This window comes from Amycolatopsis sp. WAC 01376 (assembly GCF_003947415.1).
GTDB lineage: Bacteria > Actinomycetota > Actinomycetes > Mycobacteriales > Pseudonocardiaceae > Amycolatopsis.
On sequence record NZ_QHKL01000003.1, the window covers coordinates 456489 to 481926 of the forward strand.

26 protein-coding genes are annotated in these 25438 nt (G+C 70.0%); 21 read left to right on the forward strand and 5 right to left on the reverse strand.

What is annotated here, in order from left to right; genetic code table 11:
- The first annotated feature begins 26 nt into the window (after positions 1 to 26).
- The 3 genes from DMH03_RS18920 to DMH03_RS18930 all read left to right on the forward strand — a co-directional run bounded on the left by DMH03_RS18920 (position 27) and on the right by DMH03_RS18930 (position 2527).
- The gene (locus DMH03_RS18920; protein ID WP_125793342.1) at positions 27 to 788 is read left to right on the forward strand and encodes an isocitrate lyase/phosphoenolpyruvate mutase family protein; all 762 of its coding nucleotides are present in this window, start codon (positions 27 to 29) and stop codon (positions 786 to 788) included.
- 10 nt (positions 789 to 798) lie between these two features.
- Positions 799 to 1818: an aminotransferase class V-fold PLP-dependent enzyme gene (locus DMH03_RS18925; RefSeq protein WP_125793343.1), complete on the forward strand. Its 1020-nt coding sequence runs from the start codon at positions 799 to 801 to the stop codon at positions 1816 to 1818.
- Positions 1819 to 1906: 88 nt separating this feature from the next.
- Positions 1907 to 2527 (forward strand): hypothetical protein, encoded by a 621-nt coding sequence (locus DMH03_RS18930; RefSeq protein ID WP_125793344.1) that lies wholly within the window; start codon positions 1907 to 1909, stop codon positions 2525 to 2527.
- 80 nt (positions 2528 to 2607) lie between these two features.
- Here the strand turns inward: DMH03_RS18930 and DMH03_RS18935 are convergent, their stop codons facing one another.
- On the reverse strand, positions 2608 to 3546 hold the full coding sequence (locus tag DMH03_RS18935) for a ferritin-like domain-containing protein (protein WP_199748925.1): 939 nt from the start codon (positions 3544 to 3546) through the stop codon (positions 2608 to 2610).
- A gap of 135 nt (positions 3547 to 3681) precedes the next feature.
- Between DMH03_RS18935 and rimP the strand changes: the two genes are divergently transcribed.
- From rimP to DMH03_RS18970, 7 genes are all read left to right on the forward strand, one after another.
- Positions 3682 to 4221 carry a ribosome maturation factor RimP gene (gene rimP / locus DMH03_RS18940; protein ID WP_125793345.1) on the forward strand — a complete coding sequence of 180 codons (540 nt, stop codon included), beginning with the start codon at positions 3682 to 3684 and terminating at the stop codon, positions 4219 to 4221.
- Entirely contained in the window at positions 4218 to 5258 is a 1041-nt protein-coding gene (gene nusA, locus DMH03_RS18945) for a transcription termination factor NusA (protein ID WP_125793346.1), read from the forward strand. The genes rimP and nusA overlap by 4 nt, the downstream gene beginning before the upstream one ends.
- Positions 5259 to 5281: 23 nt before the next feature.
- Positions 5282 to 5584 (forward strand): YlxR family protein, encoded by a 303-nt coding sequence (locus DMH03_RS18950; RefSeq protein ID WP_192745667.1) that lies wholly within the window; start codon positions 5282 to 5284, stop codon positions 5582 to 5584.
- Positions 5585 to 5728: 144 nt separating this feature from the next.
- Positions 5729 to 8761: a translation initiation factor IF-2 gene (infB, locus tag DMH03_RS18955; RefSeq protein WP_125793347.1), complete on the forward strand. Its 3033-nt coding sequence runs from the start codon at positions 5729 to 5731 to the stop codon at positions 8759 to 8761.
- 73 nt (positions 8762 to 8834) lie between these two features.
- Positions 8835 to 9128: a DUF503 domain-containing protein gene (locus DMH03_RS18960; RefSeq protein WP_125793348.1), complete on the forward strand. Its 294-nt coding sequence runs from the start codon at positions 8835 to 8837 to the stop codon at positions 9126 to 9128.
- Between the two features lie 29 nt (positions 9129 to 9157).
- Positions 9158 to 9634, forward strand: coding sequence for a 30S ribosome-binding factor RbfA (rbfA, locus tag DMH03_RS18965; protein ID WP_125793349.1), 477 nt, complete (start codon positions 9158 to 9160; stop codon positions 9632 to 9634).
- Positions 9615 to 10481: an alpha/beta hydrolase-fold protein gene (locus DMH03_RS18970; RefSeq protein ID WP_199748926.1), complete on the forward strand. Its 867-nt coding sequence runs from the start codon at positions 9615 to 9617 to the stop codon at positions 10479 to 10481. The genes rbfA and DMH03_RS18970 overlap by 20 nt, the downstream gene beginning before the upstream one ends.
- 205 nt (positions 10482 to 10686) lie before the next feature.
- Here DMH03_RS18970 and DMH03_RS18975 read toward each other — a convergent pair whose 3' ends face one another.
- A complete protein-coding gene (locus tag DMH03_RS18975) occupies positions 10687 to 11733 on the reverse strand; it encodes a TRM11 family methyltransferase (RefSeq protein ID WP_199748927.1) in 1047 nt (348 codons plus the stop codon).
- 40 nt (positions 11734 to 11773) lie between these two features.
- Here DMH03_RS18975 and DMH03_RS18980 point away from each other — a divergent pair, with 40 nt between their 5' ends.
- From DMH03_RS18980 to DMH03_RS18990, 3 genes are read left to right on the forward strand one after another with little or no spacing between them, the layout of a single operon-like run.
- Positions 11774 to 12772 (forward strand): bifunctional oligoribonuclease/PAP phosphatase NrnA, encoded by a 999-nt coding sequence (locus tag DMH03_RS18980; RefSeq protein WP_125793979.1) that lies wholly within the window; start codon positions 11774 to 11776, stop codon positions 12770 to 12772.
- A 58-nt stretch (positions 12773 to 12830) separates the two neighbouring features.
- Positions 12831 to 14021 (forward strand): preprotein translocase subunit SecY, encoded by a 1191-nt coding sequence (locus tag DMH03_RS18985; RefSeq protein ID WP_125793351.1) that lies wholly within the window; start codon positions 12831 to 12833, stop codon positions 14019 to 14021.
- 52 nt (positions 14022 to 14073) lie between these two features.
- A complete protein-coding gene (locus DMH03_RS18990; RefSeq protein ID WP_125793352.1) occupies positions 14074 to 14661 on the forward strand; it encodes a histidine phosphatase family protein in 588 nt (195 codons plus the stop codon).
- A 365-nt stretch (positions 14662 to 15026) separates the two neighbouring features.
- Here DMH03_RS18990 and DMH03_RS18995 read toward each other — a convergent pair whose 3' ends face one another.
- Genes DMH03_RS18995 through DMH03_RS19000 form a run of 3 tightly spaced genes read right to left on the reverse strand, consistent with a single transcriptional unit; the run spans position 15027 to position 18048 of the window.
- A complete protein-coding gene (locus DMH03_RS18995) occupies positions 15027 to 16343 on the reverse strand; it encodes a PEP/pyruvate-binding domain-containing protein (protein ID WP_199748928.1) in 1317 nt (438 codons plus the stop codon).
- Positions 16340 to 16954 carry a transcriptional regulator gene (locus tag DMH03_RS42350; RefSeq protein WP_233611558.1) on the reverse strand — a complete coding sequence of 205 codons (615 nt, stop codon included), beginning with the start codon at positions 16952 to 16954 and terminating at the stop codon, positions 16340 to 16342. Before DMH03_RS42350 ends, DMH03_RS18995 begins: the two co-directional genes overlap by 4 nt.
- On the reverse strand, positions 16951 to 18048 hold the full coding sequence (locus DMH03_RS19000; protein ID WP_125793354.1) for a TetR/AcrR family transcriptional regulator: 1098 nt from the start codon (positions 18046 to 18048) through the stop codon (positions 16951 to 16953). Before DMH03_RS19000 ends, DMH03_RS42350 begins: the two co-directional genes overlap by 4 nt.
- An 89-nt stretch (positions 18049 to 18137) precedes the next feature.
- Between DMH03_RS19000 and DMH03_RS19005 the strand changes: the two genes are divergently transcribed.
- From DMH03_RS19005 to thpR, 8 genes are all read left to right on the forward strand, one after another.
- Positions 18138 to 18953, forward strand: a complete 816-nt coding sequence (locus DMH03_RS19005; protein ID WP_125793355.1) for an alpha/beta fold hydrolase — start codon at positions 18138 to 18140, stop codon at positions 18951 to 18953.
- Positions 18950 to 19390: a GbsR/MarR family transcriptional regulator gene (locus DMH03_RS19010; RefSeq protein ID WP_125785261.1), complete on the forward strand. Its 441-nt coding sequence runs from the start codon at positions 18950 to 18952 to the stop codon at positions 19388 to 19390. The genes DMH03_RS19005 and DMH03_RS19010 overlap by 4 nt, the downstream gene beginning before the upstream one ends.
- A gap of 56 nt (positions 19391 to 19446) precedes the next feature.
- The gene (locus DMH03_RS19015) at positions 19447 to 20775 is read left to right on the forward strand and encodes an MATE family efflux transporter (protein WP_370310837.1); all 1329 of its coding nucleotides are present in this window, start codon (positions 19447 to 19449) and stop codon (positions 20773 to 20775) included.
- Positions 20776 to 20980: 205 nt separating this feature from the next.
- Positions 20981 to 22291 carry a nitrate/nitrite transporter gene (locus DMH03_RS19020; RefSeq protein WP_199748929.1) on the forward strand — a complete coding sequence of 437 codons (1311 nt, stop codon included), beginning with the start codon at positions 20981 to 20983 and terminating at the stop codon, positions 22289 to 22291.
- Positions 22292 to 22320: 29 nt separating this feature from the next.
- The gene (truB, locus tag DMH03_RS19025) at positions 22321 to 23244 is read left to right on the forward strand and encodes a tRNA pseudouridine(55) synthase TruB (RefSeq protein WP_125793358.1); all 924 of its coding nucleotides are present in this window, start codon (positions 22321 to 22323) and stop codon (positions 23242 to 23244) included.
- Between the two features lie 39 nt (positions 23245 to 23283).
- Positions 23284 to 24246, forward strand: coding sequence for a bifunctional riboflavin kinase/FAD synthetase (locus DMH03_RS19030; RefSeq protein WP_125785265.1), 963 nt, complete (start codon positions 23284 to 23286; stop codon positions 24244 to 24246).
- Between the two features lie 114 nt (positions 24247 to 24360).
- The gene (locus tag DMH03_RS19035; RefSeq protein WP_125785266.1) at positions 24361 to 24843 is read left to right on the forward strand and encodes a helix-turn-helix transcriptional regulator; all 483 of its coding nucleotides are present in this window, start codon (positions 24361 to 24363) and stop codon (positions 24841 to 24843) included.
- 16 nt (positions 24844 to 24859) lie between these two features.
- Entirely contained in the window at positions 24860 to 25369 is a 510-nt protein-coding gene (thpR, locus tag DMH03_RS19040; RefSeq protein WP_125793359.1) for an RNA 2',3'-cyclic phosphodiesterase, read from the forward strand.
- Positions 25370 to 25438: the final 69 nt, after the last annotated feature.

A 25438-nucleotide genomic window follows, 5' to 3' on the forward strand; every position in this document is an offset into this window, starting at 1 on the left:
AAGCGTCCGCTCGCTACCGTCGTGCCATGACCGCATTCGCCGCACTCCACGTCCCCGGAACCCCGCTGCTCCTGCCGAACGTCTGGGAGTTCGGCACGGCCGCCTTCCTGGCCGCGCAAGGCTTCCCGGCGCTCGGCACGACGAGCCTCGGGGTCTCGGCCGCCGAGGGCGAGCCGGACGGCGCACCGTCCTCCAAGGACGCCACCGTCCGGCTGGCGCGGCGGCTCGCCGAGCTGGACGTGCTGATCAGCGTCGACCTCGCGGACGGGTTCAGCGACGACCCGGGCGAGGTCGGGGCGCTGGCCGCGGAACTCGCCGAAGCAGGTGTCGCGGGCATCAACCTCGAAGACGCCCTCGGCGACCCTGTGCGGCACGCGGCCAAGGTCGCGGCGGCGAAGGAGCACGCTCCGGACCTCTTCGTCAACGCGCGGACGGACACGCATTGGCTGGGGGAGCCCGACATCGGCACCGCGATCGAACGCTGCCGGTCCTATGTGGACGCTGGAGCCGACGGAGTGTTCGTGCCGGGGCTCGCCGAACCCGCGGACGTCGAGCGGTTGGTGAAGGCCGTCGCGAAACCGCTGAACCTGCTGTTCGTCCCCGGCAAGGTCACCGTCGCGGGAGCGGCGGAACTCGGCGTCGCACGGATCAGCCTCGGATCGCTGCCGTACCGGATGGCGCTGGCCGCCACACTGCGCACGGTGACGGCCGTTCGCGACGGCGGCGAACTCCCGCTGACCCCGCCGTCCTACGGCGACGTCGCGGCCCTGCTCCCGGAATCTCATTAATCTCGGGGGCATGCAGACCTTCGGAGCCGAATTCGCCGTCCCGCCCGGTTATCTGAACACGCCCAGTATCGGCATCCCGCCGTCGCACGCGGCCGACGCGGTGGCCGAGGCGGTCGAGCGGTGGCGGCGCGGCGAGGCCCGCCCGGCGGACTTCGACGAGCCCGTCGCGCGGACCCGGGCCGGGTTCGGCGCGCTGATCGGGGTCCCGGCGGAGCGGGTCGCGATCGGGGCGTCGGTTTCGCAGCTGATCGCGAACGTGGCGGCCGGACTGCCCGACGGCGCCAGTGTGCTGGTCGCCGGGAACGACTTCACGAGCGTCACCTTCCCGTTCGCGGCCCAGGCGCACCGCGGGGTGAAAGTCACCGAGGTCCCGTTGACCGAGCTGACCGAACGCGTCGAGGGGCACGACCTCGTCGCGGTCAGCGTCGTCCAGTCGGCGGACGGCGCCCGGATCGACCTCGGCGCGCTCCGCGCCGCGGCCGAGGCGGCGGGTGCGGCGGTCCTGCTCGACGCCACCCAGGCCGCCGGCTGGCAGCCGCTCGACCTCGGCTGGGCCGACTGGGTGGTCGCCGCGGGGTACAAATGGCTGCTCGCGCCGCGCGGGGCGGCGTGGCTGGCCGCGCATCCGCGGGTGCTGGAGCGGGCCGTGCCGGTCGCCGCGAACTGGTACGCGGGGGAGGACCGCTGGCAGACCGTCTACGGCCTCCCGCTGCGGCTCGCGGAGGGCACCCGGTCGCTCGACCTGTCCCCGGCCTGGCTCTCGTTCGTCGGCGCCGCCGTCTCGCTGGACTACCTCGGCTCCCTGGACCTCGAAGCCGTCCGCGCGCACTGTGCAGGCCTCGCCGACTCGCTCCTCGAAGCGCTCGGCTCACCCGGTCAGGGGAGCGCGATCGTCTCGCTCGACGCCGACGCCGCCCGGGTGAAGGAAGCCGGCATCGTGGCCGGTACCCGGGCCGGAAGGCAGCGATTCGGGTTCCATCTCTACAACACGGCTGACGACGTCGAACGGGTGATAAGCACGTTCAGGTGAACCGCCGGAGCGGCGTGAACTACCGTATGTTCCCGTGGTTGGTGCGCAATTTACCCCGGGACCGACGGAAACGGCCCGGCTTCAGCCGGTGCGACCGGCAGGGCCGGGCGGGCCGTCGTCCGCGCCGTCGCCGTCGAGGGACACCAAGGGCCTGGCGCTGAAAGGCGCCGGGCTGGTCGCCATCGCGGTCGTCTCCGCGCTGCTCTGGTGGCTGATCCGGCACGAGCCCGAGCCCGCCCCGGTCGCGGACACGCCGACGAAGAGCGGCCAGTTCCAGTACACGCTGGTCGAGGGCCCGCAGGTCACCACCGACTGCGCGAGCAAGGCCTACGGCGACACCAAGGAGTTCTTCACGCAGACGCCGTGCAAGCGGCTGTCGCGGGCGCTCTACACAACGGAGACCGGCGGGAAGAAGGCGCTGGTGTCGGTCGTCCTCGTCACCATGCCCGGCGAGGTCACCGCGACCCAGCTCAAGGCGCTCACCGACAAGGACGGCACGGGCAACGTGTCCGACCTGGTGCGCGACGGCACCTTCAAGGCACAGGGCGCCCCGAAGATCTCCGGACAGGACGCGGCCTACGACTCCCACGTCACCGGACCCGAGGTGGCCATCGTGCTGGCCGGTTTCTACAACAAGCAGACCGACAAGGCGACGCTGGAGCGGATCGCGACCGACGCCTTGCGGCTCTCGGGCGACCTGCGGCGCTGACCCCGCCTCCCAAGTGTCATGAAAGGGTCGTTCAGGACAAAAAATGTCCTGAACGACCCTTTCATGACATGGGTGTCCGCTTAAGCCGACTGGCCCGGCATCGCGATCGCCACCGGCTTCGCGCCGAACTCGGCCCGCCAAGCGGTCCCCCGCCGAGCCGAGCCGATCAGCGCGTTCAGCGCCGTCGTCCGCAAAGCCACGTCGTCGGTCCGGTCGATCACGCCGAGCCAGGCCGCCGTCGCGTCCGATTCGGCCGTCGCGACCAGTTCCATCGCCGAGTTCGCCTCGGTCACCGGCCTCGGCGGCACGTACGCGGCCTCCGGTCCGGTGGGGGTCTGCCCGGCGGCGGAGAGCATCCGCTCGCAGACGTTCCGCCGCTTGACGTGCTCGGCCGTGCCGCGGCTCACCGCGCCGGTGAAAGCGTCCGGCAGGTACGCGCTGACCAGCCCGTACACCCAGACCGCCGCGTGTTCGGCGGCCAGCGCCTGCTGGACGGCTTCCGTTGTCTCCCCGCCGAGCTGGACTCCGGCGGGCACCTCGACGGCTCCGGCGTCGTCGCCTCGGCCGAGTTTGTCCGAGCTCTGTTGCAGCGCCGCGCAGCCCGCCGCGATCGAGGCGACCATCCCGGCGCGGTAGCGGGGCAGTGAAGGCACGAGACCTTCGGCTTGTTTGCGGGCCTGGGCGAGCCGTTCCTTGAGCCCATCCACCGACGACGGCGGGTTCTCCGCCGGGCCCTGCTGTTCCGGTTTCGGCCGGTTGAGCCGGTCCACCTCGGTCTTGAGCGCCGCCGCGTGCGCCTCCAGCGCCGCCGCGACCGCTTCGCCCTCGGCGCCCGGCAACGCCTTCGCGCCCGCCGCGTCGGTCTCCGCCGCACGCAGCAACGGGCCCAGCGGATCAGGGGTTTCGTCGAAGCCGGGGGAGCAGGCGGAGGCCAGCGGCACGGCCACCACGGCCAGCGCTCCCATCCGCAGGAAAGTGCGACGGCTCGGCGAGGTGGGCTCTGTCGATCTTCCGGTCACGCCGCCCCATCCTGCCAGTACCCCGTGCGGGGCCGCCGCTCGCGCGTCATGCGGGGGTGACCGGATAAGCTGGACCACTACCGAACCCGGATCCACACCGCCGGGTCGCCCACAGCCGAACAGGAGCGCTCCACCGTGCCCAACGACCTCGCCAGCAGGCTGGAGCCCATCGTGGCCGAAGCCGTCAAGGCCGCGGGTTTCGACCTCGATTCCTTCGAGGTCCAGCAGGCAGGCCGCCGTCAGCTGGTCAAGGTCGTCGTCGACGGGGACGACGGCGTCGGACTGGACGAGGTGGCGAGCGTCAGCCGGGCTGTTTCCGCCACGCTCGACGAAAACGAGCACGTGATCGCGAGCGCGTACACGCTCGAAGTCACCTCGCCCGGCCTCGACCGGCCGCTGACCGTGCGGCGGCACTGGCGGCGCGCGAAATTCCGCCTCGTCAAGATCACCCCGGCCGAAGGCACCGCCTTCGTCGGCCGTGTCGGGTACGCGGGGGAGAAGTCCGCGCGCGTGCTCGTCGACGGCGAGATCCGGGACGTCCCCTACGCCTCGGTGGCCAAAGCGGTCATCGAGATCGAATTCAAGCAACCACCTGCCGAGGACCTGAAACTGTTGGAAAACGATGCGTCGGCCCTGAACGCCGCCCCCACGGAGCCGAAGGAGGAGCCGAAGTGAACGTCGACATCGCAGCGCTGCGCGCGATCGAACGGGACAAGGACATCCCCTTCGAGACGGTGATCGAAGCGATCGAAACCGCGTTGCTCACCGCGTACAAGCACACCGAGGGCCACCAGCCGCACGCCAGGATCGACATCGATCGCAAGAGCGGCCTGGTCCGCGTCCTCGCGCACACCCTCACCCCGGACGGCCGGACCGACGAGGAATGGGACGACACCCCCGAGGGCTTCGGGCGGATCGCCGCGACCACCGCGCGCCAGGTCATCCTGCAGCGTCTGCGCGACGCCGAGCACGAGAAGACCTTCGGCGAGTTCTCCGCCAAGGAGAACGAGATCGTCGCCGGCGTGGTGCAGCGCGACGCCCGCGCCAACGCCCGCGGCATGGTCATCATCCAGGTCGGCGACATCGAGGGCGTGCTGCCCGCGATCGAGCAGGTGCCCGGCGAGACCTACGAGCACGGCGACCGGATCAAGGCCTACGTCGTCACCGTCTCGCGGGGCAACCGCGGTCCGCAGATCACGTTGTCGCGTTCGCACCCGAAGCTGGTGCACAAGCTGTTCGCCCTGGAGGTCCCCGAGATCGCCGACGGCACGGTCGAGATCGCCGCCGTCGCGCGGGAACCCGGGCACCGCACCAAGATCGCGGTCCGCTCGACGGTGCCCGGCGTCAACGCCAAGGGTGCTTGCATCGGCCCGGTCGGCGCGCGGGTGCGCAACGTGATGAGCGAGCTCGCCGGCGAGAAGATCGACATCATCGACTTCTCCGAGGACCCGGCGAGGTTCGTCGGGAATGCGTTGTCGCCCGCGAAGGTTGTCTCCGTACGGGTCGTCGACGAGCGGGCCAAGACCGCTCGCGTCGTCGTCCCGGACTACCAGCTTTCGCTCGCGATCGGCAAGGAAGGGCAGAACGCCCGCCTCGCCGCCCGTCTCACCGGCTGGCGGATCGACATCCGCAGTGACGCCGCCCCTGACCAGGGTGACGAAGCACACGCCGGGCAGCCGCGGCCCGCCGCGGCAACCGGTTCGGCTGAGTGAAGGTCGAAGCGGTAGACTTACTAGTGGTTCAGAGCCCGCGGCCGGGAACCGACCTCCAGCATGACCGGGAAGTCCCGGTTCGCACCTGTGTGGGTTGCCGTAAGCGGGCCTTGATCGGCGAGTTGCTGCGAGTGGTCGCGGCGGACGGTCGGTTGATCGTCGACGAACGTCGGCGGTTGCCGGGCCGGGGTGCCTGGTTGCACCCCGTGCCGGACTGTCTGGCCAAGGCCGAGCGGCGCAGGGCGTTCCCCCGGGCACTTCGTGTTCCAGGGTCGCTCGACGCCCAGGGTGTCCACGAACGCCTGGAGCGGCACGCCGAAGGCTAAGGGCGCCGGGACATCCCCGGTGCCGGATGGAATCAGGAAGCAGGTCGACCCGTCATGAGTCAGCCGTGAAGCTGAATCAATGAACGCGCGACAATAGGACGAGGTCTGCGGGTCTGCCGCCGGCCTCCCCAGATGAGGAGAGCTGTGCCAGGCAAGGCCCGAGTACATGAGCTCGCGAAAGAGCTCGGCATCACCAGCAAGGAAGTTCTCGCCAAGTTGAAGGAACAGGGCGAGTTCGTGAAGTCCGCGTCGTCCACCGTCGAGGCGCCGGTCGCCCGCCGTCTCCGTGACGCGTACCCGTCCAAGGACGGCAAGAAGAAGTCGGTCCCGACCCCCGGACCGCGCCCTTCGCCCGCGCCTCCCGCGAAGCCCGCTGCCCCGGCTCCGGCCGCGAAGCAGGCCCAGCCCGCGCCCGCGGCGAAGACCGAGGCCCCGGCCGCTCCCGCGGAGTCCGCTCCGGCGGCGTCGGCCCCGGCCCAGCAGCCGTCCCGTCCCAACACCCCGGGCGTCCGCCCGGGTCCGCGCCCCGGCCCCAGGCCGCCGGCGCCCAAGGAAGAGGTCGCTCCGGCGGCGAAGGCCGCTCCGGCCGAGCCGAAGCAGCCCGAGCCCAAGGAAACCCCGGCAGCACCGGCCACCCCGCCGGCGTCCCAGACGCCGTCGCAGGGTTCTGTCGTGCCGCCGAAGCCGCAGGGCCCCAAGCCCGGCGGCCCGAAGCCCGGCCCGCGCACCCCGCGGGTCGGCAACAACCCGTTCGGTGTGGGTTCCGGTTCCCCGGCCCCGCGTCCGTCCGGCCCCCGTCCCGGTGGCGGCCAGCAGGGCGGCGACACCCGTCCTCCGCGTCCCGGTGGTGGCCAGCAGGGTGGCGACAACCGTCCGCCGCGTCCCGGTGGCGGCGCTCCCGGTGGTAACCGGCCGAGCCCGGGCAACATGCCCCCGCGTCCGAACCCCGGCATGATGCCGGGCCGCCCGGCCCGTCCGGCCGGCGGTCCCGGTGGAGCCCGTGGTGGTCCTGGCGGCGGAGCCCGCGGTGGCCCCGGTGGCGGCGCTCGTGGCGGTCCCGGTGGCGGCGGCGGAGGCTTCCGCGGCGGTCCCGGTGGTGGCGGCGGCGGTGGCGGTTTCCGTCCCGGCGGCGGCGGTGGCGGCGGTTTCCGTCCCGGTGGCGGTGGCCCCGGTGGCGGCGGCGGTGCCCCGGCCGGTGGCGGCGGTTTCCGTGGCGGCGGCGGTCGTGGCGGCCGCGGTGGCCGCGGTGGTACCGCGGGTGCCTTCGGGCGTCCCGGTGGTCCCGCTCGCAAGGGCCGGAAGTCCAAGCGCCAGAAGCGCATGGAGTACATGGACAACATGCAGGCGCCCAGCGTCGGTGGCGTTCGCCTGCCCAAGGGCAGCGGCGAAACGATCCGCCTGCCGCGTGGTGCTTCGCTGACCGACTTCGCCGAGAAGATCGACGCCAACCCGGCTTCGCTGGTGCAGGTGCTCTTCCACCTCGGTGAGATGGTCACGGCGACGCAGTCCGTGTCGGACGACATCCTCGAGCTGCTCGGCGGCGAGATGAACTACGTCGTCCAGGTCGTCAGCCCGGAGGAAGAAGACCGCGAGCTGCTGGAGACCTTCGACATCACCTACGGCGAAGACGCGGGTGAGGAAGAGGATCTGCAGGTCCGTCCGCCGGTCGTGACCATCATGGGTCACGTCGACCACGGTAAGACCCGGCTGCTCGACACGATCCGCAAGACGAAGGTGCGCGAGGGCGAAGCCGGTGGCATCACCCAGCACATCGGCGCCTACCAGATCGAGACCGAGCTCGAGGGCAACCCGCGTCTCGTGACGTTCATCGACACCCCGGGTCACGAGGCGTTCACCGCCATGCGTGCTCGTGGTGCGAACGCCACGGACATCGCGGTCATCGTGGTCGCGGCCGACGACGGCGTCATGCCGCAGACGGTCGAGGCGATCAACCACGCGCAGGCCGCCAAGGCCCCGATCGTGGTCGCGATCAACAAGATCGACAAGGAGGGCGCGAACCCGGACAAGATCCGGCAGCAGCTCACCGAGTACAACCTCGTGGCCGAGGAGTACGGCGGCGACACGATGTTCGTCGAGATCTCGGCGCGGGAGAACATCAACATCGATGGTCTCCTCGAGGCGATCCTGCTGACCGCGGACGCGGCGCTCGACCTGCGGGCCAACCCGAACATGGAGGCCCAGGGTGTCGCGATCGAGGCGCACCTGGACCGCGGTCGCGGTCCGGTCGCCACGGTGCTGGTCCAGCGCGGAACGCTGCGCGTCGGTGACTCCGTCGTCGCCGGTGACGCGTACGGCCGCGTGCGGAAGATGGTCGACGAGCACAACGTCAACGTCACCGAAGCGACCCCGTCGCGTCCGGTCCAGGTCATCGGGTTCACCTCGGTGCCCGGCGCCGGTGACACGTTCCTCGTCGTCGACGAGGACAGGGTCGCCCGGCAGATCGCCGAGCGGCGTTCGGCCCGTACCCGCAACGCGCTCAACGCGTCGCGTCGTAAGCGGGTCAGCCTTGAAGACCTCGATGAGGCCTTGAAGGAGACGAGCACCCTTAACCTGATCATCAAGGGTGACAACTCCGGTACGGTCGAGGCCCTCGAAGCCTCGCTGATGCAGCTGGATGTCGGCGAAGAAGAGGTCGAGCTCAACGTGGTCCACCGCGGTGTCGGTGGCGTCACGGAGTCCGACATCGACCTGGCGACCGCGTCCAACGCGATCGTCCTGGGCTTCAACGTGCGGGCACAGGGCAAGGCGACCGAGCGGGCCACCCGCGAGGGCGTCGACGTCCGGTACTACACGGTCATCTACCAGGCGATCGACGAGATCGAAGCCGCGCTCAAGGGCATGCTCAAGCCGATCTTCGAAGAGGTCGAGCTCGGCAAGGCCGAGATCCGCGGGATCTTCAAATCGTCGAAGGTCGGCACGATCGCCGGTTGTATGGTCATCTCGGGCGAGATCCGGCGTAACGCCAAGGGTCGTCTCCTCCGTGACGGCAACGTCATCGTCGAGAACCTGCCGATCAACTCGCTGAAGCGCGAAAAGGACGACGTCACCGAGGTCCGCGAGGGCTTCGAGTGTGGTCTCACCTTGGGTAACTACAGCGATTTGAAGCTCGGCGACGTCATCGAGACGTACGAGCAGCGCGAAAAGCCGCGTGCGTAAGTGACACGGGCGGCGCTCCCTCGCATCTGGGCGGGGGAGCGCCGCTTCACTTCTCGACAACCCAGAACCCCTTATGTACGTAGGAGCTCTTGAGCTCGACATCCTGCTGGGCGACGTCCACTCGCTCAAGCAGAAGCGATCCGTGATCAAGCCGGTGCTGGCCGAGGTACGCAGGCGCTTCGACGTCTCCGTCGCCGAAGCCGGTCAGCAAGACCTGCATCGGCGGGCACTGATCGGTGTGGCCGTGGTCGCGGCGACTGGCGTGCACGTCCGTGACGTGCTCGACTCGTGTGAGCGCTTCGTGGCCGGAAGGCCGGAGTTCGAACTGCTCTCCGCCCATCGCCGGCTGCTCGGCCCGGACGACTGACGAAAGATCTTTCGAGGAGACGAATCCCCATGGCCGACCCCGCTCGGGCTCGCAAGCTCGCCAAGCGGATCTCACAGATCGTCGCGCACGCGATCGAGCACGACATCAAGGATCCGCGGCTCAATTACGTGACGATCACCGACACGAAGATCACGGCGGATCTGCACGACGCCACGGTCTACTACACGGTGCTCGGCGAGAATCTGGAATCCACGCCCGATCACACCGGTGCCGCCGCGGCGCTCGAATCCGCCCGCGGTGTACTGCGGACGAAGGTCGGTCAGGGCACGGGAGTCCGCTACACTCCGACGCTGGCCTTCGTGGCCGACAGCATTCCTGAGGACGCCAAGCGCATCGAAGACCTCCTCGCGAAGGCCAGGGAAGCCGATGCGGAGGTCGCCCGGCGGGCGACCGGTGCGCAGCACGCCGGTGAACCCGACCCGTACAAGCCGCCGCGGGAAGAGGCCGAAGACGATGAGTTCGCCGATGGGGAGACCCGTAGCTGAGGGAGTGGGCCACGCCGTGAGCCGGCGTGGCCTGCTGCTGGGAGCCGCGGCTCTCGGCGGCTCGGCGCTGGTTTCCGCTTGCGGCGCTGAGAACCCGCCCTTGGTGGGGCCGCCGCCGGTGGCCCCACCGTCCACCCCGACGCCGCTCACCGAAGCGGTCACGGTGCAGAAGATGCGGTCGGCGGCCCGCAACCGCGACATCAACCTCGTCATCATCGCGCCGGACGGTGTGTCCCGGGTCGGGATGCCGGTCTGCTTCGCCCTCCACGGGCGGGGTGCGGACGCCCGCACGTTCCTGAACCTCGGAGTTCAGGACGCGCTGAACAAAGCCGTCGCCGCCGGCTTGCCCGGTTTCGCGGTGGCCGCCGTCGACGGCGACAACTACTGGGTGGACGTCGGCAAGGCCGACGACCCGCAGCGGATGCTGTCCGACGAGCTCCCCGGCTGGCTCGCCCAGCGCCAGCTGCGGCCGGCGTCGGCGATCTTCGGGATCTCGATGGGCGGCTTCGGCGCACTGCGCTACGCCCGCGATCACAAGAACCTCAAAGCCGTCGCCGTGGCGAGTGCCGCGCTCTTCGTGAGCTGGCCCGATGCCAAGTCCCGCAAGGTCTTCGCGGATCGCGAGCAATGGGAATCGCACGAGCCGCTGCTGCACACCGGCGATCTCTCGGCGTCGTCGACCGGGGTGTGGTGCGGGAATTCGGATCCCTTCGCCCGCGCCGACCGCAAACTCATCAAGGCACTCGACCCCGCCGTCGCGAAGATGTCCGACGGTGAGCACAACGACGACTACTGGCGCGGAGTCATGCCCGACGTGCTGAAGTTCGTGGGGGAACGCATCGCCTGACCGTTGGGCCTGGCGTCGAGTTCTTGTGTCGTGAAGGGCCCCTTTGAGACCTTCATCGTCTCAAAGGGGCCCTTCACGACATCCCCACGGACCGCGAAAACTCGCGTGAGCGCCTGCCGGGGGCCTTCACGGACCCGGGCTGAGATCAACCGCGGCCGGAATCACGGAGGTACGAAGCCCCCTTGGTTCTAACCGTCCTTACCGCTCACGAGGCCGGTTTCGCCGCGACGATCAGGTCTCGCACGATCGCCTGGTCCACGCGGTGCGAGAACTCCGCGAACGGCCCGTCCTCGCGCACCCGCAGTCCAGCCTTGTCCAAAATCGCGGCGAGCTCTTCGCGCGGCGCGACGTTGGTGTTCCAGGAGATGCCGAGCGCACCGCCGGGCCGCAGCACCCGGGTCCACACCGGGACGGCGGCCGCGAGCAGGTCCCGCGGGCTGCGCGCGAGCGACGCGTCCTGGGTGCGGTGGCTGCCGTGCTGTACGCCGTACGGGGCGTCGGTGACGATGAGGTCCACCGAGTTCGGCCGCAGCAGTTCGTCCGTGGTGAGCGTGTCGCAGTTGAGGTAGCTCAGCTTGCGCACCTCGCCGGCCTTGTACTGCTCCTTGGTGATCCCGAAGCCGATGTCGAGCCGCCTGCCGAGCCGGACCTTGTTACGGCGCACCTGACCGGATTCGGCGCTGTGCTTGACGCGCTTCTGCTTCAGCCAGGTCTTGATGAACAGTTCGTAGGAGTCGAAATCCTTGCCGTCGACGTCGAGACCGGTCGCGTCGAAGCCGTACATCATCGCCTGGTTCAGCGTGGTGCCGCGGCCGCAGAGCGGATCCAGCAGGTGCAGCGGCTTCTCCAGCATCGCGGCCGGGTCCGCGGTGGACAGCAGGGTGACGTTGACGAGCAGTTTCGTGAACAGCTCGTTCGTCTTGCCGGGGTACTTCTGGATGGTCAGCAGATCCGAGTCGAAGTTCGCGAGCGGGCTGATCGTCACCGGCTTCAGGACGCCGTCGCCGAGTTCGAACAGCGCGTACAGCGCGGAAAGGTTCGAAAGGAGCGCGAGATCGCGGTCGCTCAACGGGGCGGGCGTGGTGAAGGTGAGGTAGCCGACGCCGCCGAGTTCCGTCTCGCCGATCTCGGAGACCTCGGTCTCCAAAGCGGACAGACCGAACACCGCCAGCTCCGCGCGCAGCAGGGCCGGGGTGGAGTCGGTGTAGACCCGGTTGGCGGACGGGTAGACCAGGATCGCGTACTCGGACATCCGGTAGAGCGTAGCTTGACTGATTGTGACAGCGACTCCAGTGCCGAACCTCAAGGAAGCCGCCGCCCTGCTGGCGCGCGCGAACGACGTGACCCTGCTCGGCCATGTCCGTCCGGACGCCGACGCGCTCGGCAGCGCGCTGGCGCTGGGCCGGGCCCTCCAGTCGCGCGGCGGCGTCAAGGTCCGCGTCTCGGTCGGCGAGCCCGAGGAGATGCCCGAAACCCTGCGGGGTCTGGACGTCGGCGGGCTCTACGTCCCCGCGAGCGAGCTGCCGGAGAGTGAGCAGCTGTTGGTCGCGCTGGATACGCCCACCCCGGGCAGGCTCGGGAAGCTCGCGCCGCGGGTGGACGCCGTCCGCGCGGCCGGGGGCGATGTCCTGGTGATCGATCATCACGCGTCCAACGTCTTCTACGGCACGCACCACGTCGTCGACGACACCGCCGAAGCCACCGCGGTCCTCGTTTTCGCGTTGCTGCAGGAGCTGGGCGCCGAGATCGACGAGCCGATCGCGCGCTGCCTCTACGCGGGGCTTGTCACCGACACGAGCGGGTTCCGCCGGGCCCGGCCGTCCACCCATCTGATGGCCGCGAAGCTGCTCGAAGCGGGCGTGGACCCGGACAGGGTGGTCCGCGAGATCGTCGACGACCATCCGTTCGCGTGGCTGCCGATGCTTTCGGACGTGCTCGCCGGGGCCCGGCTCGAGCCGGACGAGGCGCGCGGTTTCGGACTCGCGCACGCGGTCGTGACCCTCGACGTCGCGCGGAGCGTGCGCGCGGAGGAGGTCGAAGCGGTCATCGACGTCGTCCGGTCCACCCGGGAGGCCGGGGTCGCCGTGGTGCTCAAGGAAGCCGAGCCGACCGGGCCGAAGCAGCGGTGGCAGGTCTCGCTCCGTTCGGCGGGCGGCGTCGACGTTTCGGCCGCGGCCGGGGAACTGGGTGGCGGCGGGCATCGCCAGGCGGCCGGATGCACCGCGGAGGGCACTGCGGGCGAGGTGCTCGACAAGCTGAGGGCGGCCTTGTCGAGGGCGCCTTTGCTGTGACCTGAGCGCGGGCGGTGTCATCGTAATTTCATCGGTCGTCCCTAGCGTGATCCTCACGATGAACGACAGAGCCTCCCTTCGCCGCCGGATCCTGGTCACGCTGGGTGTGATCGTGGTGTTCCGGCTGGGCCAGAGCGTGCCCGCCCCCTCCGTGACCGTCCGCGCACCGGAAGCCGATCACCCGCTGCGCTGGCTCCTCGACCTCCTCACCGGCGGCGGCCTGTTCACGCTGCCGGTGTTCGCTTTCGGTGTCCTTCCCTGCCTGGCCGCGCCGCCCGTGCTGCGCGCGCTGATCGTCCTGATTCCGCGGCTGGCCGCGCTGCGGGCCGAAGGGGAAGCCGGCGCCCGTGTGCTGAAGCGGTACCGGCGACGGCTCACCGTCGGACTCGGCCTGCTGGGCGCGATCGGCCTGCTCGGGTTTCGCGGTCAGGAGACCCTCGACACGGTCGTCGCCGTGGCGTGCCTGACGGTGGGCACCGCGCTTGTCCTGCGGCTGACCGAGGTGATCACCGAGCGGGGATTCGGTGACGGCGTCCGGATCCTGCTGCTCGCGCAGGTGCTGGCCGTGCTGCCGCCGGAATTCCTGCGCCTGTACGAAAAGACGGGCTGGGCGGCCATCGTGGTCATGGCCGTGGTGACGCTGTCGATCACGGTGATCACGATCGTCGTCGCGCAGGGACAGCGTCGCGTCCCGGTGCAGTACGCCAAGCGGATGATCGGCAGGCGTGCCTTCGGCGGGACCTCGACCTACATCCCGCTTCGGTTCCCCCAGGCGAACAGCCCGGCCGTGCTGGCCGCGGTGCTGCTGTCCGTGCCGGTGCTCCTGCCCGGCGCGACCTGGCTGGAGTGGCTGCGTGACGAGGGAGATCCCAGGCGGATCGCGGTCTATTTCCTGCTCGTCTGCCTCTTCGCCTTCATGCGGGCGGCCGTGGCGCAGGACATGGACAAGGTGGCGAGTGAGCTGATCCGGGTCGGCGGCTTCGTCCCCGGGATTCGGCCGGGGAACTGGACCGCCGAATACCTCGACTACGTGAACCGCCGGATCATCGCCTTCGGAGCGCTCTGCTCGGGAGTGGTCGCGCTGATCCCGGTCGCCGGGCTGGGCTTGCTGGACGTGAGTCCGCGAGTTCCCGTCGTCGGCGTGGCCTTGCAGGTGGTCCTCGTGTTCCTCGTCGGTGTCGCGCTCGACACCACGCGGCAGATCCAGGCACTCCGTCTCCAGCGGCAGTACGAACCGTTCCTCCACTGAGGCCGATGTTGTTACCATTGGGATGGTAGCAACATCCAAGAGCGAGGGCGGCATGGCGACGAGACACCTGTACGTGGTCCGGCACGGGGCCGCGGACCCGTTCGGCGAGTTGACGGAAGTGGGGCGGCGGCAGTGCGAGCTGCTGGCGAAGCGGCTCGCGCGCCTGCCGGTGGACGCCGTATGGCATTCACCGCTGTCGCGCGCGGCGAAGACCGCGGAGATCATCGGCGAGCACCTCACGGGTGCGCCGGTGGGCGAGGCGGCGGAGCTGGTGGACAACGTGCCGCACGTGCCGGCCGATCCGCCTCCGGCCTGGCGCGGGCTGTTCGACGGCTACGACCCCGAGGAAGCGGCTGAGGGCGCGCGGATCGCCGCGGCGTTGACGGAGCGTTTCGCTCGCCCTGCCGAGGTCGAAACGCACGAGGTGCTGGTGACGCACGCTTACCCGGTCGCCTGGTTGGTGTGCGACGCGCTCGACGCGCCACCGGAGCGCTGGCTGGGATTGAGCTGCGGGAACACCGCGTTGACGGTGATCGACCACTACGACGGCGCCGCCCCGTCGTTGCTGATGTACAACGACATGGGGCATCTCCCGGAAGAGCTGCGATGGACGGGCTTCGGACCGGGGCAGCGTCCCTGAGCGTCGTGAGTGGCGATTCGGGTTCTGGTGACCTTCCTCTTAGGTACCTGTGGCGCTTCTTGTGTGAAGTACATGAAGGCCCCCTTGCTGTACCTGGGCGCAAGGATGGGGTCCTTCATGTACTGCGGGAGGGGGTGAAGGTCGAGTTTCCTCGGCTGAGCCGAGGGAAAGGGGTCCTTCACGCGCTGCCGCTGTGACCGCTGGTGCCTGTGGGGCGAACGTGGCGATCACCGAAGTCCGTGAAGGCCTCCTTGAGGGACTCTGGGTCCCTCAAGGAGGCCTTCACGGACTCGGCCTGGCACCAACCCGCAGCCGGAATCCACGTAGGTACCTGAAACACGGCTCGCTCTAACCCGAATCGCCACTCACGACCGCGGCAGGCGAGCGTCTTTTTCGGTCCAGGCCAGGAAACGTTCCAGATGGTCCCCGGTCTCCCTCGTGACCGTCGGCACGCGGCCGAGGGCGACCTCTCCGCCGGTTCCGTCGATGGTCACGAGCGTTCCTTCGTCGAGAATGCGCCCGCCCACGGTGATCGACGCGTTCGTCTCGTCGACGGCGAGCGTGCCTATGCCGACCACGGCGGGTTTGCCGAGGGAGCGGGCGACGACGGCGGCGTGACTGGCCGGGCCGCCGCGTGCGGTGAGGATGCCCGCCGCCACGGCGAGTCCGTTCATGTCGTTCGGGGAGGTTTCAGGGCGGACGAGGATGACCGGGCCGTCGGCCGCCATCCGTCTCGCCGCCTCGGTGGTCGTGGCGATCCTGCCGGTGGCGACGCCTGGGCAGGCCCCTGTTCCGCGACCGAGCCGGGTCGTATCCGGTTGCGGGGCGATGCGAGGCGTGCGGGCACGCTCGACCTGACGGCGTGAAACCCGGTGCACCGCCTCGGTTCGGCTGATCCGTCCTTCGTCGGCGAGGTCGACGGCGACCCTGATCGCCGCGGCACCGGTGAAGCGTCCGGGGCGTACTTGGAGGAGCCACAGGACTCCGGTTTCGAAGGTGAACTCGACATAGACCGCGTCGCGGTAGTGGTCTTCCAGCCGGTCCAGGGCTTCGGTCAGTGCCTTCCAGACGTGCGGTTCGCGGGTGGCGAGGCCGGTGAGCGGCAGGACAGGCGAAGTGCCCGCGACGACGTCCTCCCCTTGATGGCCGAACAACACGTCGCCGAACGGGGTGGGCTCCCCGGTGTCGGGGTTCCTGCTGAAGGCGACTCCGGTGCCGCTTCGGTCGTCTCGGTTGCCGTAGACCATTTCCTGGACGATCACGGCGGTGCCCAGATCGTGGTCGATGCCGTGCAGTTCCCGGTAGGTGCGTGCCCGCGGTGTCTCCCAGGAGGCGAAGACCGCCTCGACGGCCGGCTCCAGCTGTTCGGCGGTGGGCCGGAGATTCAGGATGGTGTCCATCATGCCGGGCATCGACACACTGGCCCCGGAGCGCACCGACACGGTCAGCGGCGACGAGCCGGTGGTCTCTTCCAACGTTCGTGTCGCCGCGGTCAGCTCGACACGGAGCCCGTCGGGGAAGTGGCCGTCGCGCAGGAAGGCGCGGCACGCTTCGGTGGTGACGACGAATCCGGCCGGCACCGGCAGGCCGAGCCGGTGCAGGTCGAGGAGTCCGTGGGCCTTCGCGCCGATGAGCCGGGGGTCCTCCCGGGTGTCCGGAGTGAGCTGTCGCAGCCACTTCACCGCGGAATGCCCAGTGTCGCAAGGAGATCTTCGTGCAGTTCGGCCCAGACGACGTGGTACGACGCGGTCGAATCCGCGACGTAGGCCAGGTCGCCTGATCGAGCCCGGTCGAGGGCGCTCGCCAGTCGCACGCGGTATCGGCCGAAGCGCGGTAGCGCCGTCTCCAAGGCGTGGCACACCGGCGCCATGCGCTCGTGCAGGTCGGCGAAGCGATCGAGGACGCGGGCGTCGTAGGCCGGGTCCTCGTGGTCGTTCACGATCTGCTCCCCCTCCACGGGGCGGAGCTGCCATGCGGTGCAGAGGTCGAGCAGTTCCGGGTTGAGCACCAGGAACCGGTCGAACGCCGCCTTGACCGCCGCGCGAGCACCGGCGGCCTCCAGCTGTGCGGTGATGCGCTCGGCGTCGGCTTCGCGTCCGGCATCGGTGCAACCCCAGGCGTCAAGGCCGCTGAGCCGCGTGACCTCTCCCGCGACCGCGAGGTCGATCAGCTCCGACTCGAGTTCCGACTCGCTCAACCCGGTGGTCGCCGACAAGCGCGGCAATCCGGCGTAACCGCCGCAGCGCAGGGCATGCAGCACGAGCAGTCCGATATCCGATCCGGCGCGGGTCACGTCGTGGCTCCTTCGGTACGAGCGGTTTCCGGTTTCGCGACGGCGTAAGGGGCGCCCCGGCCCTCGGCGCGGGCGACGACGGCCTTCCCGCGGACGCGCACCGCGGCTTCGGTGCTGTCGCCGACTTCCGGCAGGCCGACCGCGGCCGCGACGCGAGCATCGTCGTCGAACACGAGATGAACGTGCCCTGGCAGCGGGGAAGGGGAGACCTGTCGGAGGCACGCCACCAGGTCGCCGACGCGCAGGCGAATGAGCTGGCCGGTGTTCGCGGCATCGTCGGTGACGACGACGATGGTGACCTGCTCACCGGGCCGCGCCGACCGCACCGCCTCCTCGGCCGCCTCAAGCCTCGCGCCTCCCAGCACGACCACCACGCCGTCCGAGGTCAGATCGACCACGTCCGCGGTGAGCGGATCGCGGACATCAGCGGGCGGGGCCCATGGCTCCTGCACCCGAGCCGCGGGTGCCACGTAGGGCAGATGAGCCGGTGCCCAGACGTCTGTGAGGTCGAGGCTCGCCAGGTGTTCGCACGCGCGTGCCCGGTCGAAGGGGTCGCCGAAGCCGGGAGCCTGTTCCGCGATGAGACTCGACCCGCCGAGCAGTGTCAACGCCAGCTCGGCCAGGCGGACACGGCGCGACGGCGGGTCTTCGGAGGCGCAGGACTCCAGCGTCAGCGCCAGCAGCAGCGCTTCCAGCCGGGCGGTCTGGGCGAGGACCGCTCGTCCCGTTTCGTCCTCGATGACACCGGTCAGGGAACGCAAGTGCAGGCGCCCGCCGGCGGCGGGGTCGTCGACCAGGGGCAGCCTGTCCAGCCAGACCCGCGCGAACGTGCTCAGTGCTTCGCCCGCAGACCCCGGCTCCTCGGCGGCGAGCGGGGTGTCCGCCTGCTCGACCAGGTCGACCAGCACCGCGAGATACAACGCGCGTTTGCCGGGAAAGTTCGAATACACCGCCCCTCTGGTCAGTTCCGCCCGCTCGGCGATGCGATCCACTTTCGCCGCGCCGTACCCGTACTCGACGAACTCCGCCCGCGCCGCCGCCAGGACCGCGGCACGGGTCCGCGCCTGCTGCTGCGCTCGTGTCAGCCGGACCATCACACTTCCTTCCCTCGCCTCGCCAGCAGGATACCAACACCATTCCGATGATTGCGACATCTGGTTACTTGATTTGCTATATTCGGAAAATGCTGAATATGAGCCAGGTGCTGCACCGGGACGGCGGAGAGTTGCGCTACGGCGACCTCCCGGGGGAGCGGCGTCCGATCGTCTTCACCCACGGCGCCGGGATGGACCACCGGATGTTCGACGCGCAGGCGGAGGCCCTGCACGAGGCGGGCCACCGGGTCGTCAGCTGGGACCAACGCGGGCACGGCGAGTCGAGCCTCGCACCGGGCGCCCGTTTCACCGCGACGGCGGCGCTCGACGACCTGATCGCCTTGCTCGATCACCTCGAGCTCCACCGGCCGATCCTCATCGGGCATTCGCTCGGCGGGAACCTCGCGCAGGCGCTCGTCCGCCGCCTTCCCGAGCGCGCCCACGGCCTCATCGTCGTGGGATCCACCTGGAACGCCGGTCCGCTCGGCCCGGGGGAGCGGCTCCTGCTGAAGCTCGCCGCCCCGGCGCTGGCGCTGATCCCCGCGTCGCGGCTGCCGGGCATCATGGCCCGCGCCTCGGCCGAGACGCCGGAGGGGATCGCGGACTGCGAAGCGGTGTTCGCCCGGATGCCCAAACGTGTGTTCCTCGACGTCTGGCGAGCCACCGTGTCACTCGTCGCCCCGGAACCGGGGTACCGCTCGCCGGTTCCGCTCGGCCTCGTTCGCGGCGACGGCGACAGCACCGGAAACATCGCGTCCGCGATGCCCCGCTGGGCGCGGGCCGAAGGCGTGACCGAGCACGTCATCCCCGGTGCCGGGCACGTGGTCACCCTGGACGCGGCGGAGGCGACGACCAAGGCCATCAGGGCCATCATCGACGGCTGGGACGCGGAGCCCCCGGCATGACGGCCGCCGAAGACCGCGCCGGGTTCGTCACGGCCATGGGCGACTTCCTCGGGTCGTGGAACCTGCCCCGAACGACGGGCCGGGTCTACGGACAGCTCCTGCTCGGCTCCGGTCCCGTGTCACTGGACGAGCTCGGCGCGGCACTCGGTCTCAGCAAAGGGGCGGTGAGCGTGGCCGTCCGCGAGCTGGTCTCGTGGGGACTCGCCAGGACCATCCCGCAGCCGGGAAGCCGCCGTCTGCTCATCGAGGCGGTGAGCGGATTCGAGCAGCTCCTCGCCGCCAGTCACGAACGGACCCGCGCCTTCGTCCGGGTGCTCCGGAGTGGAGCCCGATCCGCCGAGGGCGAGCCCGCCGAGGCCAGACTGGAGGAGGTCGCCGAATTCTTCGAGTCCTATGTGGACGCCGGAGACCGGATGCTGCGCGGCAGGCGGACGTGATCACCCCGTTCGCCACACGAGCCGTTCGAGTGACCGCGGCCGACCTTTAGTCTGCGGTGGTGCCTGAAGCTTCCGAACTCGACGAGCGCGTCCCGCCGAAACGCGTACTCGGCCTCGCCGTGCCCGCGCTCGGCGTCCTCGCGGCCGAACCGCTGTACGTCCTGGTGGACACGGCCGTCGTCGGGCATCTCGGCGCGTTGCCGCTGGCCGGGCTCGCGGTCGGCGGTGTCGTGCTGTCGCAGGTTTCGAGCCAGCTGACGTTCCTGTCGTACGGCACCACGTCGCGGACGGCGCGGCTGCACGGCGCCGGACGTCGTGGCGACGCGGTCCGCGAAGGTGTCCAGGCGACCTGGCTCGCGGTGATCGTCGGACTGGTCGTGATCGTCGCCGGGCAGCTGCTGGCCGCGCCCATCGCCCGGGTCCTCTCCGGGGACGCCGCGATCACCGACGCGGCCGTCTCCTGGCTGCGGATCGCGCTGTTCGGGACGCCGTTCATCCTCATCACGATGGCGGGCAACGGCTGGATGCGCGGTGTGCAGGACTCCGCGAAACCGTTGCGTTATGTCTTGGCGGGCAACGGGATCTCCGCCGTGCTGTGCCCGCTGCTGGTGTACGGCGCGGACTGGGGACTGGAAGGTTCGGCGATCGCGAACGTCGTCGCGCAGGTGATCTCGGCGTCGCTGTTCATCGTGGCACTGGTGCGGGAGCGGGTCGGGCTGCGCCCGGAGCCGAAGGTGATGCGCGCCCAGCTCGGCCTCGGCCGCGACCTGGTGCTGCGCAGTCTCGCCTTCCAGGCGTGCTTCGTCTCCGCCGCCGCGGTCGCCGCGCGGACGTCCACCGAGGCGGTCGGCGCGCACCAGGTCGTACTCCAGCTGTGGACGTTCCTCGCCCTCGTCCTGGACTCGCTCGCGATCGCCGCGCAGTCGCTCGTCGGCGCCGCCCTCGGCGCCGGTGCGAGCAAACGGGCGCGCGGTGTGTCGAACCAGATCACCCTGTACGGCCTGATATTCGGCTGTTTCCTCGGCGTCGTGTTCGCGTCGGTGGCCGGGGTGCTGCCGCAGGTGTTCACCTCGGACGCGGCCGTGCTCGGGCAGATCCCGCACGCGTGGTGGTTCTTCGTCGCGCTGCAACCGATCGCCGGGGTGGTGTTCGCGCTGGACGGCGTCCTGCTCGGCGCCGGCGACGCCGCCTTCCTGCGCAACGCGACGTTGCTGAGCGCGGCGCTGGGGTTCCTGCCGCTGGTCTGGCTGTCGCTCGCGTTCGGCTGGGGACTGGCCGGGATCTGGACCGGGCTCTCGCTGTTCATGCTGCTGCGGCTGGCGACCCTGCTGGTGCGGTGGCGCTCGGGGCGATGGGCCGTGGAAGGCGCCGTCCGCGCGTCCTGATCTTCCCCCGCGTTTAGTCCTCTGGATGCGGTAGTTGCGCACGCAAGTACCGCATCCAGAGGACTAAACGCGGGCAGGGGAAAGCGTGTGGCGAAAACCACCCGGGTAACGGCTATGTTTCGCCGTTGCTTAGGAGCTACAACTATATGAGGCGGCAGCGCGGGCGTCTCTTGTTGCCCGGAGCCGTCCTCGAGGAGGAATCACTGTGACAGGCCGAGCCACCCGCCGGTCCTGGTTCATCTGGTTCGCCGCCGTCACCGTCTATCTTCTCGCCGTCTTCCACCGCACGTCGTTCGGCGTCGCCGGGCTCCAGGCCGCCGACCGCTTCGGCGTCGGCGCGGCCGCGCTCGGCACGTTCACCGTGCTGCAGGTCGGCGTCTACGCCGCGATGCAGATCCCCACCGGCGTCCTCGTCGACCGCTACGGCCCGCGCCGCGTGCTCACCGGCGCCGTGTTCTTCCTCGGTCTCGGCCAGCTCCTGCTCGCGGTCGCCGATTCCTACCCGCTCGGCCTGCTCGCCCGCGCCGTCGTCGGTTTCGGTGACGCGCTGACCTTCGTGAGCATCCTGCGGCTGATCGCCGCGCATTTCCCCGGCCGGCAGTACGCGTTGCTCGCCGCGTTGACCGGGGCGATCGGTTACGTCGGCAACCTCGCCGCGACCCTTCCGCTCGGTCTACTGCTCGACGGCCCCGGCTGGACCCCGACGTTCCTCGCCGTCGGCCTGGTGACAGCGCTGTACACCGCCGTCGTCGCTCTCCGCGTCGAGGACATCCCGCGCGGTGTGCCGGAGCCCGTCCGCGAAAAGGTGCATCCGAAGGTGCTGGGCCGCCAGGTCGCCGACGCGTGGCGCACCCCGGGGACCCGGCTCGGATTCTGGGTGCACTTCAGCACGATGTTCGCCCCCAACGTGCTGACCATGCTGTGGGGAGTCCCGTTCCTGGTGCAGGGACAGGGATATCCGAAGTCCACCGCGAGTTCGCTGCTGATCGTCTTCGTGTTCGGCTCGATGATCGGCGGCCCGATCGTCGGCGGCCTGATCGGACGGCGGCCGTCGCTGCGGATGCCGCTCGTCGGCGGGTACATCGGCGGCGCCGCGGTGATGTGGGCGGTGCTGCTCGGCTGGAACGGGACGGTCCCGGTCGCGGTCCTGGTCCCCGCGTTCGCGTTCCTCTCCCTCGGCGGCCCCGCGTCGATGATCGGCTTCGCGCTGGCGCGGGACTACAACCCGCTCTCGCGCGTCGGCACCGCGACCGGTGTCGTGAACGTCGGCGGGTTCGTCGCCACGACGATCTCGGCGCTCGCGGTCGGCGTGCTGCTGGAGTGGACGGGCGGCACGTTCCGCCTGGCGCTGCTGTCCGTCATGGTGGTGCTCGCGTTCGGCACCTTCCGGATGCTCGTGTGGTGGCGGCGTACCCGCGCCGTGCTGTTCGAGGCCGAGGCCCGCGGCGAGGAGATCCCGGTGCAGATCCGGCGCCGCCGCTGGGACGCCGAAGCGCCGATGCCCGTCTCGTCCTAGGCGAAGGCCCGAAAGATAGGGTTCGGCCCGTGTCGCGCCCCAATCAGGTTCCCGCCAAGAAACGTCCCGCTCCGCCGCCCGGTCTCGTCATCGTCGACAAACCGTCCGGGATGACCTCCCACGACGTCGTCGCCAGGGCGCGGCGCTTCATGGGCACCCGCAAGGTCGGGCACGCCGGCACCCTCGACCCGATGGCCACCGGCGTGCTGGTGCTCGGCATCGAACGCGCGACGAAACTCCTCGGCCATCTCGCGCTGGACCGCAAGACCTACCTCGCGACCCTCTCCTTGGGACTGTCCACCACGACCGACGACGCCGAGGGCGAGCCGATCGCCGAAGCCGCCCCGGAAACGGTCGAGAAGATCACCGACGACGCGATCGCCGCCGGGATCGCCCTGCTGACCGGCGACATCCAGCAGGTGCCGAGCGCGGTCAGCGCGGTGAAGATCGACGGCAAACGCGCGTACGCCAGGGTCCGCGCCGGCGAAGAGGTCGTGATCCCGCCGCGTCCGGTCACCGTGCACCGCTTCGATCTGCTCGCCACCCGCCGCGAGGCCGGCCGGATCGAACTCGACGCCGTCGTCGAATGTTCGTCCGGGACCTACGTGCGGGCGCTGGCCCGCGACCTCGGCGCCGGGCTCGGCGTCGGCGGGCATCTGCTCGCGTTGCGGCGCACCACGGTCGGGCCGTTCACGCTCGCCAAGGCCCGCACTCTCGATCAGCTCGAAGACAAGCCGGACCTGTCGCTGGACCTCGACGCCGCCGTCGCCGCCGCGTTCCCGCGCCGCGATCTGGACGTCCGCATGGCACAGGCGGTCCGATATGGACAGAGGGTGCCCGCGGCCGGGATCGAGGGCACCTACGGGATGTTCGGACCGGACGGCCGGGTGCTCGCACTCGCCGCGGACGAAGGCGAACTGGCCCGCTCGGTGGTCGTGTTGCTGCCCGCTTAGGGTGGTGCACGAAGCAAGCCTGGAGGAGACGGGGCACAAGTGCAGCGTTGGCGTGGTTTGGGTGACCTTCCCGGGAGCTGGGGACGGTGCGTGGTGACGATCGGCGTCTTCGACGGCGTGCACCGCGGTCATCAGGAGCTGATCTCGAGGACGGTCCGCGCCGCCGCCGAACGCGGCGTGCCGAGTGTGGTGCTCACCTTCGACCCGCATCCGTCGGAGGTGATCCGGCCGGGCAGCCATCCCGCGCAGCTGACCACGTTGCGCCGCAAGGCGGAACTGGTCGAGGGAATGGGCGTCGACGTCTTCTGCGTGCTGCCGTTCACGCTGGAACTGTCCAGGCTGACAGCGCACGAGTTCGTGCACGAGGTCCTCGTGGACAAACTGCACGCGGCCGCGGTGATCGTCGGCGAGAACTTCACCTTCGGCGCCAAGGCCGCCGGTGACGTCAATCTCCTCCGCACGCTGGGGAAGCGGTTCGGCTTCGTGGCCTACGGCGCGGAATTGCAGGGGCTGCTCGCGCAACAGCAGACCGAGAACGAGATCACCTTCTCCTCGACCTACGTTCGCTCGTGCATCGACGCCGGAGACGTCATCGCGGCGTCCGAAGCGCTCGGCAGGCCACACCGGCTGGAGGGCATCGTCGTCCGGGGCGACGGCCGGGGACACGATCTCGGATACCCGACGGCGAACCTGTCGACGCCGCGTTTCGCGGCGGTGCCCGCCGACGGGGTCTACAGCGCCTGGTTCACCCGTTCGTCGGATTCCAGCCGACGGCTGCGCGCCGCCGTGTCGGTCGGGACCAACCCGACCTTCTCGGGCCGGGAGCGCACCGTCGAGGCCTTCGTCCTCGACATCGACGAGGATTTCTACGGGCAGCACGTCGCGCTCGATTTCGTCGCCAAGCTGCGGGATCAGGTCCGTTTCCCGACGTCGGAGGGCCTGGTGAAGCAGATCGACGAGGACGTCGCCCGGACCAGGGACCTGCTCGGCGAGCAGGACTGATCGTTTCGGCCTTGGCCGGATGACAATCGGCAAACACACCCGTCCACGTGCGTTCCGGTGGCAAGATGTCACGGACCGCGCATGGCGTTCGATGGGGTTAGGGGAGCGGACCAGGTGGAGGACCACAAGATCGTCCAGCGGAACATCGCGCTGCAGAAGGAGTGGTACGGGGAGCCGCTCGGCGATCGCGTGCGGAGACTGGTCGTCGCCTTCGACATCTCCCAGGCCTTCCTCGCGGAGGTCCTCGGCATCAGCGCGCCCATGCTCAGCCAGGTGATGAGCGGGCGCCGCGCGAAGATCGGGAACCCGGTCGTACTCGCCAAGATGATCATGCTGGAGCGCAAGGTCCTGGTGCCGGCGGTCGCCGCGGGGGACCGCAAGGCCATGCAGGAGGCACTGGAAGACGTCCGCGATTCGCGGCCGACGGTGGGCAGGGACAGCATCCCGGTCGGCGCCGTCGCCGACGACCAGGGGGTGCTCGTGGCGCTGCGGGACATCGGCGAGGACGAAGACCTCACCGAAGCCGCGAAGGTGCTCGACGACGACTTCCCCGCGCTGGCGGACCTGCTGCGCCGCGCCGCGAGGAACGGATCCTGACGCGAGTCGCGCGCCCATGACCCTCTTCAGTGCGTTGATCCCGCCGGACGGTGTCCTCGACGAGGTCGCCGCCGCGCTGGGTACACCCGAAGACGAAGGTTTCCGCTGGACAACGCGGGAAAGCTGGCATATCACCCTCGGTTTCTACGGCGAGGACGACGCGGACGAGCGAGGCGAACGGCTCGCCGGGCGGCTGGCGGGCGCGGGTTCGATCGACCTCCGGCTGGAAAAGGCCGCGACATTCCCCGGGGTGCTGTGGTTGAGTGTTGCCGGAACCGGGCTCCACGAGCTGGCCACGAAGGCCGGTGCGGGGAATGAAGGCAGGCCGTACGTGGCCCACCTGACACTGGCCCGCTTTCCCCGCGACCGGCCGGAAGCCGCGAGCGCGTGGGTGGAGCGGCTTGCCGGGTTCACCAGTGAGACTTGGACGGCGACCGAGGCCGTTCTGATGAGCAGTGACCATGAGCAGGGGTCGTCGCGCTACCGGATGATCCGGTCGTACGCGTTGGACCACGCCCGCGCCTGAAGCCGCTGATCACGAGGCTGGTAGCCTTGATGATCGGGTCCGGCTGCAGTCCGTGGCGGCCGTGACCGT

Coding starts and splice junctions, on each gene's coding strand:
- DMH03_RS18920 (WP_125793342.1), top strand. CDS start 27: ATGACCGCATTCGCCGCACTCCACGTCCCCGGAACCCCGCTGCTCCTG.
- DMH03_RS18925 (WP_125793343.1), top strand. CDS start 799: ATGCAGACCTTCGGAGCCGAATTCGCCGTCCCGCCCGGTTATCTGAAC.
- DMH03_RS18960 (WP_125793348.1), top strand. CDS start 8,835: ATGTACGTAGGAGCTCTTGAGCTCGACATCCTGCTGGGCGACGTCCAC.
- rbfA (WP_125793349.1), top strand. CDS start 9,158: ATGGCCGACCCCGCTCGGGCTCGCAAGCTCGCCAAGCGGATCTCACAG.
- DMH03_RS18970 (WP_199748926.1), top strand. CDS start 9,615: ATGGGGAGACCCGTAGCTGAGGGAGTGGGCCACGCCGTGAGCCGGCGT.
- DMH03_RS18975 (WP_199748927.1), bottom strand. CDS start 11,733: ATGTCCGAGTACGCGATCCTGGTCTACCCGTCCGCCAACCGGGTCTAC.
- DMH03_RS18985 (WP_125793351.1), top strand. CDS start 12,831: ATGAACGACAGAGCCTCCCTTCGCCGCCGGATCCTGGTCACGCTGGGT.
- DMH03_RS18990 (WP_125793352.1), top strand. CDS start 14,074: ATGGCGACGAGACACCTGTACGTGGTCCGGCACGGGGCCGCGGACCCG.
- DMH03_RS19000 (WP_125793354.1), bottom strand. CDS start 18,048: ATGGTCCGGCTGACACGAGCGCAGCAGCAGGCGCGGACCCGTGCCGCG.
- DMH03_RS19005 (WP_125793355.1), top strand. CDS start 18,138: ATGCTGAATATGAGCCAGGTGCTGCACCGGGACGGCGGAGAGTTGCGC.
- DMH03_RS19010 (WP_125785261.1), top strand. CDS start 18,950: ATGACGGCCGCCGAAGACCGCGCCGGGTTCGTCACGGCCATGGGCGAC.
- thpR (WP_125793359.1), top strand. CDS start 24,860: ATGACCCTCTTCAGTGCGTTGATCCCGCCGGACGGTGTCCTCGACGAG.